Below are 15,509 nucleotides of genomic sequence, written 5' to 3'. Positions count from 1 at the left end.
ATTCTTAATGCTTTTTAACAAAATGATTTCTGATATCAATAATGAAGATTAATTTCAAAAATGTTGCTTTGATAGGGGTTTTTTCAATGATAATTTTAACAGTAGGATTTCCAGCAAATGCAGATGTAGAATCTCCAAGAAAGCAGATGCAGCGTGGAATATCAGCCGAGGAGGTCATATGTAAAGAAGGCTTGGAGTTGGTAATCAGAACAAATGGTCTTGCTGCATGTGTAAGACAAGAAACTGTAGAAAAAATGCAAAAAGCAGGCATGTTGTTTGTACCAGTAAAGTTTGCAGATTTGGTAAGAAACCTAAAAACAGTTGCTGCATCTGAAATAGAGATGCAAACAGTTCCTGCATCAAATATGGCAATAGTGAATTTTTACATTACAGATCAAGATTTGAATTTGGCACATAACGGAGTGGAAGTTGTTTCAACTGAAGGATTGTTTGAGTTTACAATAAACGGCATTCCAATCAGTGGTCCAAAAAATATGATTGAGACAGGTCCAGATACAGGTCAATTTTACATCAAACTAGAGTTACCTGAAACTATCAATGGGAAACATCTTAGCCAGAAGGATATTGTTATGATAAAATATTTGGATGAATCGGATTATTCAGGAGATAGAAGAGTACTTGTAAAATCAATTCCACTTTCAAAGACATTTGCAAACATAGAATTATCTGGAAGAGGTTCAAGAATAGGTCACGAATTCACTGTAAGAATTTATGAACCAGATGCAAACCTTGATTCAAAAAATGAAGACAAGATATCATTGAGTAAATTAGAGTTTAGAGGAGAAGGGGGACTAAGAACCACGCTTTCTAATCCAAAGTTTGATGCAAACAGAGGATATCTTGTAGAAACAGGACCCAATACCAGTACATTTGAAGTGATAATCAAAATTCCTCGAGAGATTGATGGTAAAGTGATTCATATCGGAGACACGTATGAAATTAGATATATCGATACAAGCACACCTTCTGGAACTAGTGAGAAAATTATTCTGAAAGGTAGAATCGGATAGAAGATTCCATAGATCAGGTTTGTCAAAGTTTAGCATAACCTAAAGATTTTATTCAAACCTACAAAGTATTGTTGTGCTCAATACAGTCTACAAGGATGCAATCATCAATAGAGACAAGATGCTCTCTATTCTGAAAGGTCCAAAATATGAACAAATTTTACAAAAAGCACGTAGTAATTGGGTAGAATTTACGCCTACAAAAGAAGAAGTGGTAACGGCAGGAATTGATTCTAGTTTTAACAATACAAAATTTCAAGGAATTGAACTTTGGGCAACGACAGCAGTTTCAATAAAATCAGACGGAGAAATACTAGCAGATTTGCATAAATCAGGACTGGGGGCAGCTGATGACATTTCAAGTATAGCTAGTAAAATGGAAATTGAGGCGTGTGAGAAAACAACAGATGAAGTAGACATGGTTTTGATGGATGGCTCTTTGCATTCTCAATTAATGACAAGGCAAGCAAATTTAGGATCACAGATTGTCAGAATAATGAAAAAGAAAGACAATGTGATTTTCATTGCAAAGACATCAAACACAAAAAAACAATTTGAGAACTTTGGATCTCTTGCAGGAGATATTTTCTATTACAATCATGTAACAAACAATCCAGGATTTAGTAAAATATTTGTAGAAAAAAAATACGGAGCAGACAAAATCATATCATCTACATTTGTGAGATTAAGTGACTCTACTCCCATTATCAAATTGGAATTTTTAGGTGATCAACACGATGAATCTGAAATAAAATCAGTCATGAATAAGTTGTACAAAACCAGTGTAGGTGGATATCCATATGCTCTAAAGCTTGCTCATAATAACTGTAAAATATCTGATAAAGAGCTTGCAAAGATGGTTAGTTTGTTAGGATTAAGCAATGAAATAGGTTCAAGGGAGGTATTAGGTTGAGTTTAGGATTCGTGATAGGAGAATCAAAACCCACATTTGTGACAGCAATTACTTCAAGAGCATTATCAGTAGGAGAATATATCAAAATAGATTCAGAAGAAGGGGAAATTTTAGGATTGGTGGAAAGATCCGCAGTATCAAGTGCAGCATTTACAGATGTCAAAAATTTTGATGAAGCATCAGAAAGCACAGAAATTGCAGAGCTAAATAAAAGAGATAAAACGTTTACTTCACACATTGGGATTTTAGGATTCTTAGAAAACCTAAGAAGAGGACAATCAATCATACCTGCAATACCGCCAATTCCAGGCACAGAAATCACTTTGCCAAGCAAACAAGATCTAGAAGAAATTTTCAGCCCTAAAAAAGAAGGATGGGTCAGCATCGGAAATCTTTTACGAAATAAATCAATTGATGTCAAAGTAAATCTGGATAAAATAGTTTCAAGACATTTAGGAATTCTAGCAATGACAGGAATGGGTAAAAGTAATTTGGTATCTTTAGTTACAAAACAAATTTCAAAACTAAATGGCACTGTGATTATTTTTGATTATCACAACGATTACACCAGTCTAAACATTCCACGAATCAATGTAATTGATGCCAAAATAAATCCACGATTGTTAGACTCTGAACAACTCTCAGATGTTTTAGAAATTAGAGAAAGTGCCACTGTTCAGCAAAGAGTGTTAAGAATGGCATTTACAGAAAATGTCAAAAAATCAAATGAGTTTTGGAAGAAATTGGAAAGTGAAATTGATTTTATCATTAATTCAGACGATAACAAACTCAAAGAAATTAGATCATCAGCATATAGAGTTCAAGACATAGTAGAAGATGCTCAAAGAAGATTTGAAGACATTTTAGATCCAGACATGGGAGATCCAATTAGTTTTATCAAAGAAGGATGTGCAAATGTTCTTAACATTTCAGAGTTGTCTGAAAAACAAGCAAATGTTGCTTTAGCATTTTACTTACAACAATTACTTAAAGACAGAAAAGATGCCAGCATTGCACAGCATGGAAGAACAAAAAGAGAAAGAAATTTCAAATTTAATTCCCCCGTATTTGTCATAATTGAAGAGGCTCATGTCTTTATTCCAAAAGATCATGACACTAGTGCAAAGTATTGGGCTGCAAAAATTGCCAGAGAGGGAAGAAAGTTTGGTTTAGGTCTAGGGATTGTATCACAAAGACCACGTAGTGTAGACCTGAATGTACTTAGTCAGATGGGCTCATTTGCAATCATGAAAATAATTCAGGAAGATGATCAACGTCAAATTGCCTCAGCTACAGAATCAACCAGTCGTGAATTAATCGCTCAGCTTACATCATTAAATGTTGGAGATGCAGTACTTGTTGGGCAATGGACCAATTTGCCATCATTAGTTCATGTTGAAGAAGTCAAAGAAAAGATAATGGGCGCAGATCAAAGCGCAATTAGCGCTTGGGCCAAAGCAGATAAAATGAAAGGAATCGCTGTAGAATCAACCCAAGGATTAGTACAGAAAGATTTGTTGTTAGACTAATGTTATTTTCACATATTTCAGACACACATTTGGGATTAGTGCAGTATAGTTCTGAGGAACGTGCACAAGATGTGTATGATGTTTTCAATCAAGCAATAGACACATCAATCAAAGATCATGTGAATTTTGTAATTTTTGCAGGAGATATTTTTCATGTTCCCAATCCCAATGGGACTGCAATTATTCAGATGGCAAATGGATTAAAGCGATTAAAGCAAAACAACATCGATTCATTTTTTATTTTAGGAGAACACGATATTAGTAGAATTAGAACGACGCCGATTCCATATATATATCATAATTTAGAATTTTCAAAATACATCGGACAAGGAAAACCAATTGAATACAAGGGAGTGTTACTTGCAGGATTTGACAAAATAAGAAAAACCGAAATATCACAATATGAAGAAAAATTTGCAGAAATTGATAAAATCGCAGAAAATTTTTTTGGTCATAGAATTTTGGTATTACATCAAGGGATTATTGAATTCAACAAATTTGCAGGAGAATTACAATCAACGGATTTACCAAAAAATTTCACATATTACGCAATGGGACATCTTCACGATACAGGCATTAAACAATTCAATCATCTAAAGGGACCAATTGCATATCCTGGTTCAATTGAGCTAACAACAAGTGAAGGAATTAAAGAAACAAAGAAAGGGTTCTTTGAAGTAGATATTTCAGGAAAAGAAGCAAAACCAAACTGGATAGAACTTGATACAAGACCCCAGTTTTCGTTTAAAACAAAATATGAAGAATTGGCAAAAACGATAGATGAGATTGCCGAGAAAATAGTAGGATTTGCAAAGAAACCAATGATAGAAGTGAATATTCAAGGAGAAAATATTGAAACAGACCACATTCAGGCACAAATTGCTAGGCTAAATTCAATGGTTTTACGATGTTTTTGGAGAATTAGCACAAAGAAAATTTCAGACTCGTCAGTCTTCTTAGACAGACCTAATATCATAGATGAGGAAATGTTCAGATTATCAATAGACGCGTTAGGTTCAGAGCAAGCTGCTAGTTTTGCCATCAAAGAATTACTTCCAGCGTTAGCATCAGGAGAAATTAAAGAGGCCTCGGAAATAATTATTGAAGATTTTGAGAGGTTCAAAAAGGAGAAAAAGCAATGATCATATCAATTGAGTTAGGAGATTTTTTAGCACACTCAGAGACAAAATTAGATTTTGATAACGGAGTAACAGTTTTTGTAGGTCATAACGGTGCAGGAAAATCAAGCATTATAGACGCAATTACATTTGCATTATTTGGACAACATACGAGAAAATCCAATAAAGGACTCATCAAAAGAGGTACAACTCAAGGATTTGCAAAAGTAAATTTTTCAATAAATGGGAAAAATTATGAGGCAGTAAGAAAAATAGACAGCAAAGGTACACTTTCAGCAAAATTTTCTGAAATTATAGGAAATGACATATTGGAAATTGCAGCAGGTGAACGAAAACAATTTGGAGAATCAATGACACATGAAGTTGAAAAGATCATAGGTCTTGATTTTGAAAAATTAAAAGTAGCATCAATTGTACAGCAGGGAGAATTAAACTCAATTATTAATGCAAAACCAAAAGAATTCAAAGAATTGCTTAATGCAATTATAGGAATTGATAAGTTGGATGTTGCCTCGGAATCAATGAAAACTGTCAATAAAGAATTTCGTGAAAGTATTAGAGACAAAATTGGTTATGATGATACACATATTGATATTTTATCAAAAGATCTAGAAAAACACATAAAAGAAATAGAAGAATCTACGCCTCAAAAAAACCAACTAGAAACAAAACAAAAAGAATTAAAAAATAAGATGGAAGAATTACGAAAAAAAATTGAAGACGAGTCTCCAAAAATCGACAAAATCAACCAATTAGATCTAAGAAAAAAAGAGCTAATAGAATATGCAAAAGATGCAATTCATGAAATTCAGCAGGAAATTAACAAAAATGAGCGTAAAATACATGATTGTGAAGGATGTTTCGAACCGGCAAGTCTAAAAAAAGATTTTGAGTCCAAAATTCAAAAAGTAGAACAAGCAGTAGATGAAACATTAAACAAAATTCAAGATATGAAAAGTAAAACAGCCTCACTGAAGGAAAAACAGTTGCTAGCATCAAAATTACAGTTAAAAGATAACAAATGTCCAGTTTGTGATTCAAGTGTAGAAAAATTAAACCCACTCTTCCAAGAAGAACACATTAAACAAGAATTAGTGTCATTACAAGAACAAATTATTTTAAAAGAAAAAGAATTTCAAATGTACAATCAAAAAAAGAAAGAATTTTCTGAAAAGTTACAAACTGCTAGAGATGCAGAAGCCACGCTAAGAGCATACTCTATTAATTCAAAAGAAGAATTAGATAAAATTCAAGAAGATATCAAAATAAAAAAGCAAAACATAAAAAAAATTCCTGAAACCAATAGTGCAAATCTACTTGAGATGTCACAATTAGATTCTCATGCAAAAATGATTTTTGAAAATATTTTAAAATTAGAAATAGAAACGAAAGGTTTTGATGAACAAGAATTTTCTAGTCTGAAAAAATCAGTTAATGAAAAACAGACAAAACTTTCAAGTATTGATCAACAAATTGGTGCAATTTTGGAAAAAATCTCCAAAGGAAATGAACAAGTCAAGATTATTGAAAATGCTATTTCAGAATTGAGCATTGTTAAAGATTATGTTATGAATTTGGATGAGATTCAAAATAATGTTTTTAGCAGAGATGGTCCTGTTGCTACAAGTTTAAGATCATGGGCACTGAATGCTATTTCAGCAAAAGCATCAGAATATCTTGCACTACTTAATACTAAAATTCAAAGGATTCATCTTGCAGAAAAAGCTAGAGATATTTCAATAATTTGTAATTCAAAAACAGAAGAATTAGATTTGGAATCACTAAGTGGTGGAGAAAAAGTCAGCGTGGCATTGGCATTAAGACTAGGAATGGCAAGCCTTCTAGGGGCTTCAAACCTCAATTTGATGATTCTCGATGAGCCTACAACACATCTTGATGCAGAAAGAAAGAAATCTCTTGTAGATGTATTATCTCAATTATCAAACATTTCAAATTCAGAAACACCAATGCAATTTATCATCATTACGCATGATTCAGAGATCTTTGAAGATTCTTCAGTTGAGCAAATTTACAAGTTTGAATCATCTGAACAAGGAAGTAGTGTGACATTACTCAATTGATTAGCAATCAATTACCTGGCATAGATTTTGAGTTAGGTAAATAATTATCACAAGGCAGCATAATTACCACTAGGTGGAATATTTATCACTAGGTTAAATATAATGAGGTAATTATACTATCATGAGTCAAACATACAACAGTTTCTTAGCAGAAATATACAGTGAGTTTCCTGCATTATCAGAAGTAAAACAAACAGATGTCACTGATCATAACATTCTATGGACATTAGAAGAATGGATGGATGCAGGACATGTCAGATACACTACTTCAAGAAAGGAACTATACAGAATTAGCATCTTACTTGAAAATTATGCAATAAAGCATAATGTCCCACTGCTAGCATCATTTGAGAATGAAAAGAGATTCAAATATGTAGAAGATCGTTATGTTGAAATTCTTGAAAAAATCCCAAAGGCATGGATAATTGGTAACTTCAACAATCCATTTTTACAACCTCAACCACCCAAAGTAGCTGAAGTAATAAGTTGTGATGGAACTAATATTCAAGACATGTGGATAGTAGTTACAAAAGGACCTAACGGACCATTTGGTCTTATTGCAGAAGACATGGGAGAGGGTAAGTTTTCAGGATTCTTTTCAATCAGTCCACAAGTGATCCAAAAAGCAATAGACAAGATAAATGAAAATCTAAGAGTGAAAATCAATTTTTCATGATTGTTTTCTAATTTATCAAATATTTTTTTATGTCTAATTTCAAAATATAGGTTTTGTAAATTTGCGGAAATACGAATTATTGCAGTGTGAATTTTGTTCCTAGAATTTTACTCATCTTACTGACAGCATGTCTGCAGACATTAGGATTAAGTGTGAAAAATCCTCTAAACTTTCCACTTTCATATTCTTCAGCTATCAAACCAAATGGGCCATATGGTCCTCTTGTAATAACACTCCAGACATCAATTAGAGGAGTATCTTTGCAATTTATCACGTTGATTTTTGGAGGAGTCTCTATCTTGGTTTCACCATAATCTGCAACGACAGTAATTTGCGGAATTTGTTCAATCAATTTTTGGTATCTTTTTTCAACAAATTTGTATCGTGCAATTTTTTCAAAAGTAGCAAGTAATGGCTGACTATTTTCTTGAGCGTAATTTTCAATTAGTTTGCTGATATGGAATAACTGCTTTCTTTCTGCATGAAAATTGTGATATCCAGCTTCGATAAATTTGTCCAGACTCCACATTGAGAGAAGTGAAGGATCATCATCATGCCATTCTGCAAGCTGTGGAAAATCTTCCCAAACTTCGCCAACAAAACCAGCATATTTTCCCAGCATGATTGATACCAGTTAAAATAAGATATAAGTTAATCTTCTTTCTCAACAATTTAGAACTTTACAAATTGTTTTTATTCTCCAAAATTATATCATATTCATGGGAAGATATGAGAAAGTTCTCAACATGTTAATGGATTATGATGAGTCGATTAGGCTTGCAATAATTAGTAACACATCAGGAAATATTTTATGGAATTCCAAAAGATCGGATGCAAAACTTAATGTCCCAATTGCTGAAACTAAAAAAGCGTTAAAACGCGAATCTGAAGACTGGGTAGATAGATGCAAGGCTGCAGATCGTACTGCACTTGGAGCACCACTATACCACATTACATCTTTTGAGAAAACCAAGAGAGTGACACTTCCAATTGATGCATTTCACCTGTTGTTTCTGAGTGTAGATAATACGCCTATGAAAAATACAAAAAAGAAAAGTTATGGACGAATGGTCGAAATGGGAAAAATATTATCCATAGTAGATTTTGTAAACACGTTCGAATAGAATTTTAATAGTTTTCAATCAAACTTGTAAATAATTTTAAATCGATTTTAACACTAGAAAAAGAATTTGGAATATTTATTAACAGAAATGGTTCATGTTATTTGTGGATAAATACGAAAAACTACTTGACATGATTATGGATTTTGATGAAACAGTTAGATTTGCAGCAGTGACTGACGAAAATGGTCAAATTTTATGGAATAGCCAAAGGACAGGATTGAAAAATATTGTTTCAGTGAGTGAAACCAAACAAACAATTTCTAGGGCTCTACATGCTTGGAAAGAAAATGCAGGATTTAAGAAGTATATTGGTTCAGGATTATATTCAATTGCATCTTATGAAAAAATTAAAAGAATCACAGTCCCTTTAGATAATGGCAAACTATTATTTTGCACTGTAAATAATGAACCACTAAAATTAGCCATCAATAGAAGAAAAAGCTATGGGCATCTTGCAGACATGGGTAAAATTTTATCCATTGTCGATTTTATTAAATCTCAAAAATAAAAAACTAAACTATAGTGGTTTTTACGGATAGTTTGAAAAATATTGAATAGTTTTATTGCAATATGTAGAAAATGTAAATTTAAAATTGATATTCCAGATCAAGGTCCTTGTACAGATTTAGAATATATGGATTACATTCAGGGATATAGAAAACAATGCAAATGCGGTAAAAAGGATTGGAAATTAATTTCACCATAGAATTAATTGTAGAAGTTTAATTTACTATAACTTTACCAGTCATCCAAGGATGAACCATACAGAAATAATCATAAGTTCCTGCTTTGTCAAATGTAAATTCAAAGGTTGAACCAGACATAAACAGACCAGAATCAAATACGCTTGTCACTCCGGCATTAACAGTTCCACTAGTAACTGTATGTGCTGCTGAATCAGCATTTATCCAAGAGACAGAAGAGCCATTGGATATTGTGACTTCATAAGGCAAATAACATTCGTTTGTTTCCTCACATCCAGGAACTGCAACACCGACAGGAATTGAAACGATAGTACCAGAAGGTAATAATTCAAGGTCTAGTATAGGTTCTGATACAGATTCAGATTCTGGTTCTTCTATTACAACCATTTCTTCAATTTCATTCACAGTAACTTTGCCAGTCATCCAAGGATGAACCATACAGAAATAATCATAAGTTCCTGCTTTGTCAAATGTAAATTCAAAAGTTCCACCTGCCATGAACAAACCAGAGTCAAACATACCATCATGTCCATCTGAAATATTTCCACTGGTTACAGTGTGTGCAGCACTATCAGGATTATTCCATTGGACGACATCACCGACAAGAATTGTAATAGAATAAGGTAAGTAACATTCGTTTGTTTCTTCACATCCTGGTGTTCCAGAGCCTTCAGCAATGTTAACTGTATGGACACCAGTTGCGATAGGCATAGTCATTGTGGGCACTGATTGTACAATTACACATTCACCATCATAGTCAAATGTAATTCCAGATGATTCTAACATGCACATATTTGCATATGTTTTTCCATCAACACCACATACTGGCCTATACTCTTTTGTACAAGGTTTCATTGTGGGTTCTGGTGTTGGTTCAACTCGAGGTATTACTTTAGGATCATCTACACCACATTCAAATCTATGAGCTAGTTCAACTCCTGCTGCATTAAGCATGCACATATTTCCATAAGTCTTACCATCAACTCCACACATAGGATCCCATTGTAACGTACAAGCAGTAAGGTTTTCTTCAGAAATGGCTCTCGGTTCGATTATATAGTTTGGATCTAGGGAAATGAATGCAATAGATATCGCAGTAAGAATTCCAACTGCAGCTATAATTCCATAAGAAAAATTCATCTCATCCACCTGTTAACTTTGCAAATGCCTCATTCTTACTTAACTTTTCCATAAATTCAATGTTAGATAAAGCGACGACTGCAGATTCAACCACAGGTTCTTCAGGATCCTCTAATGCTTTTTGCAGAGCTGCTTTTGCATCTTTAGAACCAACAACTCCCAAAGCAATGGCAGCCTCGTGTCGTACAAACATACTAGGATCATGCAATGTTGCATCAGTTAGTGGAGGTATTGCACTAGAATAGCTCATTTGACCCAATGCAAATGCAGCCTCGTGTCTTACCAATTCATTTTCATCATTTTTTAAAACTTTAGCAATATATTGAACCTTGTCTTCTCCACCAAAATCAACTAAAATGCATGCCACTCTTGTTCTAATAACATAGTCAGGATGATCTAGAAGAGAGACAAAATATTCAGTATCTTTTTGTTCATATTTTGATTCCATTTCAGCAAAAAGTGCTAGTCGTTCTTCAGTTACTGCCTGCATTTTGTTTTAGAACTTTCTGAGTCATATATTAGGTTACTTGAGAAGAACCAAAAATGGAATGCGTTATCTATTTAATGGAAAAAATTCAATAAATTATCATGAGTGTAAAAATTGGTGAGAAAGCACCAAACTTTGGAGTATCAGAATGGGTACAAGGAGCTCCAACAAATTTTGATCAAGAAAAAGATCATATCACAGTCTTAGAAGTTTTCCAAGTTAATTGCCCAGGATGTTTTATGCATGCAATTCCAGAGGCAATCAACATCTATAACAAATACAAAGATGAAGGAGTTAGAGTTTTAGGTCTTGCAACAGCTTTTGAGGATTTTGATAAAAATACATTAGAAAATTTGAAAATGCTTGCAGAGACAGGAGAAGTCATCGGGGAGACTAAAGAGGCACTTTCAGCATATGGTCAATTAAAAGAAGGTAACAAATTATCATACAAAATACCATTTCCACTAGGGATGGACAAACTTACAAAGACATCAGGGGAGATCAGCCATGAAAAAATTATGGAATTTATTTATCCACAAATTCCAGATTTTGACTCACAACCAGAAGAATACAAGAATCAGATTATTGAAAGAGTGAAAAGTTACATGAAATCTAAAGAGTATTCTGCTGAAACTTTTGAAAAATTTGCCTTGCAAGGCACACCTTCTATGATAATAGTAGACAGAAAAGGAATTCTCAGGGATGTGTCATTTGGACAATCAGGTCATGCCGAAGCAATAATTGAAAAATTGCTTAAAGAAGACTAATCATCTTATCAATACGAGTGTAACAGAAAGTATCACAGTAATTATAAATCCACCAACGAGAGCAATTTTTGCGTTATCCATAATTATTGTAAAATATGCAAAATGTTTTTTATTTTCTTCCCTGTTTGAGTTTAAAAATTATTACACCTGCAATTACACCAACTATCAAGAGAACCATAATTATTGTATAGATTAAATCATAATCAGTTGGAGGGATGGGGTTTGATTGAGGAATTTCAGTTTCCTCAGATAACCCAAAAAAGCGAGTCGTTCCAAAAATTTCTAATTGATTATTTCCAGAGCCTGTAAAATTTAATGTCACAAAAGAAATTTTTTCATTTGTGTTTACTTTTGGGAAATATTCTTTATCATTTAGATAAAATGTAAGATTTCCACCAAGAAGATTTTGGGGAATTATTACTTCGCCTAAGTTATTCTTCAACCCACTGCTTATGAATAAAGTTAGTTTTTTCTCATCTTTATCAAATTCAAAATTAGAAATGTCAAAATTAGATACTATCTCTACTTCAAAAGAATAACCTCCAGATTGTATATCCAATCTGTTTACCAATCCTGTAGCATCAGATAACAATTGACCATAAACAGGTGACACTACACAAAGTAATGCAATGCATGCTAAGTATATAATTTTCAATTTATGCAGTTTTAGGAATTCTTTTTGTTAATTCTTTATCTTGAGCAATTCGAGGATGATCTGGATCTGCCAAGATAACTTCAAACCAATAGTGTTTTCCGTCTTTGTAGACAAAGTATGAACCTAAAAGTTTCATGTTAGGATATCTTTGAGCAGCTCTTCTATCTGCAACAGTTTTCATATCATCATCAGCCTTTATTCTTGTAACACCAAGATGTTTTGGTCTTCTACCACCAGTAGGCCTTTGTTTTCGCATACCACCAGTACCAACTCTCATTCTAACAACAATAATTCCTTGTTTTGCTTTGTAACCTAATCTTCTAGCTCTTTGTAATCTACTAGGCTTATCAATACGAGTTACAGCGCTTTGCTTACGCCATCCAATTACACGTTCACGGATATCAGGAGAATTTTCTTTCCATATCCTTATCCATGTCTGATCTTGATAACTAGGCATATCGAGATTGATGAAAATCCCATTAATAACTCAAATGCTCACATGTTTTGATTCTATAAAGATGACATTTACTAAATCACCATTACTTCTTTTAGTCACAGTATCACGAGAAGCATTATGATGATTTTGTAGGTGTGCTTTTCTAGTTTTTATTCCATAATTCCTACATAATCTGCAAAAATAGGTCACTTGTCTTTCTTCTCGAGGTTTTGCCTGAAATGAAGACATGTCTAAAACGGATTCTTGTTTCATTATAAGATGAATATTAAAAATAATATTTTAATCTTGTCATAAATATGACATGATGTAATTAAATTGAGATATAGATATTGAAGGTTTGGACAAGCATGAACAATGTTGAATAGTTAAAAATCTCTTGAGTGGGGTTTCACATTCCACACACTCAAAGAGTTTGCTCCCGCAGAAAACTCGATGAATCAAGTTGGCCCAAGTTATTAAAAAAGATTCCTCAGGATTGCTTTGAGATTTTTATTGAAGATAAAAGATTTGGAGAAAAGATGACTGCCAAAATAGTATATTTATCAACAATTTTCACAATCTGTTTTTCAATATTTATCACAACTGCATATGCAGAACCCACTGTTTCCATAGACATAGAAAAAACAACATACCAATACTGTGAAAAATTATCTTACATCATTGAAGTTTCCGAAGTGACAGGTGATCCTGCAATTATTCACATCAGAGATGAATCAGGTAAAGGAAGTAGTGCAATCCCAATTCCAATAGGAGGATTACAAAATTTAGTTCCCGCAGCATTTCCATTTGAAAAAGAACAATTTGCACCAGGAAAATACTTCATAGATGTAGAATATGACGGAATTTCAACTACAGCAGAATTTGAAATTATTGATTCAGATAACATTTGCGTCCCAGGAATTATCAAACAATTTATCATAGGATGGATTAATGGAGAACTTCCTGATGGTTATTTTGTAGATGCATTACAAAAAAATGTTAATCCAAAATTAATCAACATACCATTTGAAGTAAATGCAGAGAATATTTTAGAAATTAACATGCCAAGTTGGGTTAAAGAGAACATAGGGGTTTGGTGGCTAAATAATATGATTTCAGATAATGATTTTGCTCAAGCATTTAATTATCTATTTGAGAAAAAAATAATAAAAGAAAAAACTATTGTAGATGATGCAATTTGAATAAACATTCAATCATCACAGGAATTACAATAACAATCATCATAATTCCATTTGTTCATTCAGGATTAAGTATAGTAGGTGTACAGCAATTAGAATATAGATGGGATAGTCCAGGAGATTTCAATTTTTTTACAATGTCCAATTCAGGAAATATTGAATTTTGTAGTACTGTGCCATATTGGACTAGTTTCCAAAGTTTTGAGATTGCGGCATTTTATGATACAACACATCTGGGTTCATTCGTAGTAAATCCAACTATAATCAATCCACTATCATCAACAGTACAAGCGGGGATTTTTTCATCAGAAGAAATTTCTGCAGCCCAACATAGTTTCATGACGTTGGATTTTGAATTTGATGGTGGAGATATTAGACTCGACCCAAATAAATTCATGGTAGTAATCAATGTAGACATACCCATCATAGGATTAATTCCATACTCTACTTCAACTCAAATGACAGGATTTGATTTTGATAGGATAATGAATTCTGAAAATTTGTCTTGTGATTAATTACTCTTACTTGCTTTAGCTACAATTCCAAGAATTACTCCAACAATTCCAGCAGCAGCAAATGCAATAGCAAAACCCATCATTAGATCTTTACCCATTCCTTTAACAGAGGGACTAGATGATTTTACAGTTGGATCAATAACACATGCACCATTTTTAAGAATGGTTCCAGGACCACATCGCTCATCTAGAACACATACACCATTTTTAAGAATGGTTCCAGGGCCACATTGAGTCTTAGGAGTATCCACTACAGGTGTTTCTTCTACAGGGGTTTCAACTGTGGGTTCTTCTACAGGGGTTTCAACTGTGGGTTCTTCTACAGGGGTTTCAACTGTGGGTTCTACAGGGGTTTCAACTGTGGGTTCTTCTACAGGAACAGATACACCGCCAAATACAGAACCTATAATTTCAATTTCTTCAGTACCAGCAGGCAATTCAATACTTAACGTTCTACTTTGAGAAGAAGTGTTGGTTTCTGAGAACACAGGTTCATCACCATCAACTAAAATAATAAAATCATCATCTAATCCCTGATAAGTAGAATCAAAAAAAGAACGATCAAGTGTGATATCAAGAATGCCACTAGAGCCAATAACATCAACTGTCAAAATTAATGATATAAAATCAGTGTCGGCCTCAATTCCAGATATAGTCATTCCTGTTGCATCATATTGAATGTCAAAAGATGTTCCTTCAACATCGACAGACATGGTTTCTGCATAGACCAATGCCGTTGATATTATAGTAAACAAGATTAATCCAAGAGAAATTTTCAATAAAGAATCAGCATTAGAAAATTTGGCGTGTTTTTTCGAATAAAGTTCCTTTACTGCAAAATTATTCATTTGTAATTTAGACTCCCAAATAGACGTTAAAAATGAAGAGACGATAATAAATCACGTAAAAGTCAAGCTTTTTTGGTTATTTTTATAGTTCAGGCAGAAGTTCTACTAGATTACGCCACGTAGAATCTGAATAATCTTTTCAGCAATTACATTTGCTGCTAAAGATTGAGCCTCTTTTGTTTGAGCACCGATGTGCGGAGTCAAAATTACATTGTCCAATTCAGCCAACTTTGTTCCAATGGCAGGTTCTTTTTCAAATACATCCAAA

The 15,509-nt window shown here is 33.3% G+C and carries 19 protein-coding genes; 11 read left to right on the top strand and 8 right to left on the bottom strand.

Features of this window, described 5'->3' with window-relative positions:
• Positions 1-41: 41 nt before the first annotated feature.
• From OEW78_RS03430 to OEW78_RS03405, 6 genes are all read left to right on the top strand, one after another.
• Positions 42-1,031 (top strand): hypothetical protein, encoded by a 990-nt coding sequence (locus OEW78_RS03430; RefSeq protein ID WP_300324091.1) that lies wholly within the window; start codon positions 42-44, stop codon positions 1,029-1,031.
• Positions 1,032-1,149: 118 nt separating this feature from the next.
• Positions 1,150-1,941 (top strand): DNA double-strand break repair nuclease NurA, encoded by a 792-nt coding sequence (locus tag OEW78_RS03425; protein WP_366523026.1) that lies wholly within the window; start codon positions 1,150-1,152, stop codon positions 1,939-1,941.
• Positions 1,938-3,470 (top strand): ATP-binding protein, encoded by a 1,533-nt coding sequence (locus OEW78_RS03420; RefSeq protein WP_300324086.1) that lies wholly within the window; start codon positions 1,938-1,940, stop codon positions 3,468-3,470. The genes OEW78_RS03425 and OEW78_RS03420 overlap by 4 nt, the downstream gene beginning before the upstream one ends.
• Positions 3,470-4,612, top strand: a complete 1,143-nt coding sequence (locus OEW78_RS03415; protein WP_300324083.1) for an exonuclease SbcCD subunit D — start codon at positions 3,470-3,472, stop codon at positions 4,610-4,612. Before OEW78_RS03420 ends, OEW78_RS03415 begins: the two co-directional genes overlap by 1 nt.
• The gene (locus OEW78_RS03410; RefSeq protein ID WP_300324080.1) at positions 4,609-6,690 is read left to right on the top strand and encodes an SMC family ATPase; all 2,082 of its coding nucleotides are present in this window, start codon (positions 4,609-4,611) and stop codon (positions 6,688-6,690) included. The genes OEW78_RS03415 and OEW78_RS03410 overlap by 4 nt, the downstream gene beginning before the upstream one ends.
• 121 nt (positions 6,691-6,811) lie before the next feature.
• A complete protein-coding gene (locus OEW78_RS03405; protein ID WP_300324077.1) occupies positions 6,812-7,366 on the top strand; it encodes a hypothetical protein in 555 nt (184 codons plus the stop codon).
• Positions 7,367-7,442: 76 nt separating this feature from the next.
• Here the strand turns inward: OEW78_RS03405 and OEW78_RS03400 are convergent, their stop codons facing one another.
• A complete protein-coding gene (locus OEW78_RS03400; RefSeq protein ID WP_300324074.1) occupies positions 7,443-7,988 on the bottom strand; it encodes a hypothetical protein in 546 nt (181 codons plus the stop codon).
• A gap of 97 nt (positions 7,989-8,085) precedes the next feature.
• On the opposite strand from OEW78_RS03400, the gene OEW78_RS03395 reads away from it, so the two are divergent.
• Together OEW78_RS03395 and OEW78_RS03390 are read left to right on the top strand one after the other, a co-directional pair.
• Complete coding sequence (locus tag OEW78_RS03395) at positions 8,086-8,490, top strand: hypothetical protein (RefSeq protein ID WP_300324071.1); 405 nt, start codon at positions 8,086-8,088, stop codon at positions 8,488-8,490.
• 103 nt (positions 8,491-8,593) lie between these two features.
• The gene (locus OEW78_RS03390) at positions 8,594-8,998 is read left to right on the top strand and encodes a hypothetical protein (RefSeq protein ID WP_300324068.1); all 405 of its coding nucleotides are present in this window, start codon (positions 8,594-8,596) and stop codon (positions 8,996-8,998) included.
• Between the two features lie 214 nt (positions 8,999-9,212).
• Here the strand turns inward: OEW78_RS03390 and OEW78_RS03385 are convergent, their stop codons facing one another.
• Positions 9,213-10,343: a plastocyanin/azurin family copper-binding protein gene (locus OEW78_RS03385; protein WP_300324065.1), complete on the bottom strand. Its 1,131-nt coding sequence runs from the start codon at positions 10,341-10,343 to the stop codon at positions 9,213-9,215.
• Positions 10,336-10,824 carry a HEAT repeat domain-containing protein gene (locus tag OEW78_RS03380; protein WP_300324062.1) on the bottom strand — a complete coding sequence of 163 codons (489 nt, stop codon included), beginning with the start codon at positions 10,822-10,824 and terminating at the stop codon, positions 10,336-10,338. The genes OEW78_RS03385 and OEW78_RS03380 overlap by 8 nt, the downstream gene beginning before the upstream one ends.
• A gap of 98 nt (positions 10,825-10,922) precedes the next feature.
• On the opposite strand from OEW78_RS03380, the gene OEW78_RS03375 reads away from it, so the two are divergent.
• Positions 10,923-11,588 (top strand): redoxin domain-containing protein, encoded by a 666-nt coding sequence (locus OEW78_RS03375; RefSeq protein ID WP_300324059.1) that lies wholly within the window; start codon positions 10,923-10,925, stop codon positions 11,586-11,588.
• A gap of 109 nt (positions 11,589-11,697) precedes the next feature.
• Here OEW78_RS03375 and OEW78_RS03370 read toward each other — a convergent pair whose 3' ends face one another.
• Genes OEW78_RS03370 through OEW78_RS03360 form a run of 3 tightly spaced genes read right to left on the bottom strand, consistent with a single transcriptional unit; the run spans position 11,698 to position 12,952 of the window.
• Complete coding sequence (locus OEW78_RS03370) at positions 11,698-12,243, bottom strand: hypothetical protein (RefSeq protein ID WP_300324056.1); 546 nt, start codon at positions 12,241-12,243, stop codon at positions 11,698-11,700.
• A gap of 1 nt (position 12,244) precedes the next feature.
• Entirely contained in the window at positions 12,245-12,700 is a 456-nt protein-coding gene (locus OEW78_RS03365; RefSeq protein ID WP_300324053.1) for a 50S ribosomal protein L15e, read from the bottom strand.
• 30 nt (positions 12,701-12,730) lie between these two features.
• A complete protein-coding gene (locus OEW78_RS03360) occupies positions 12,731-12,952 on the bottom strand; it encodes a hypothetical protein (protein ID WP_300324050.1) in 222 nt (73 codons plus the stop codon).
• Between the two features lie 266 nt (positions 12,953-13,218).
• On the opposite strand from OEW78_RS03360, the gene OEW78_RS03355 reads away from it, so the two are divergent.
• Together OEW78_RS03355 and OEW78_RS03350 are read left to right on the top strand one after the other, a co-directional pair.
• On the top strand, positions 13,219-13,881 hold the full coding sequence (locus tag OEW78_RS03355) for a hypothetical protein (protein ID WP_300324048.1): 663 nt from the start codon (positions 13,219-13,221) through the stop codon (positions 13,879-13,881).
• A complete protein-coding gene (locus OEW78_RS03350; protein WP_300324045.1) occupies positions 13,878-14,393 on the top strand; it encodes a thr operon leader peptide in 516 nt (171 codons plus the stop codon). Before OEW78_RS03355 ends, OEW78_RS03350 begins: the two co-directional genes overlap by 4 nt.
• On the opposite strand, the gene OEW78_RS03345 is transcribed toward OEW78_RS03350, so the two are convergent.
• Positions 14,390-15,241, bottom strand: a complete 852-nt coding sequence (locus OEW78_RS03345) for a hypothetical protein (protein WP_300324042.1) — start codon at positions 15,239-15,241, stop codon at positions 14,390-14,392. The two genes, OEW78_RS03350 and OEW78_RS03345, sit on opposite strands and share 4 nt — an antisense overlap.
• A 105-nt stretch (positions 15,242-15,346) precedes the next feature.
• Entirely contained in the window at positions 15,347-15,508 is a 162-nt protein-coding gene (locus OEW78_RS03340) for an NAD(P)-dependent oxidoreductase (protein ID WP_300324256.1), read from the bottom strand.
• Between the last annotated feature and the right edge of the window lies 1 nt (position 15,509).

It is taken from the genome of Candidatus Nitrosopumilus sp., from assembly GCF_029882185.1.
In the GTDB taxonomy this organism is placed as follows: Archaea; Thermoproteota; Nitrososphaeria; order Nitrososphaerales; family Nitrosopumilaceae; genus Nitrosopumilus.
Note: the sequence above shows the minus strand (reverse complement) of the source record. Positions and strands in the feature narration are given on the sequence as shown.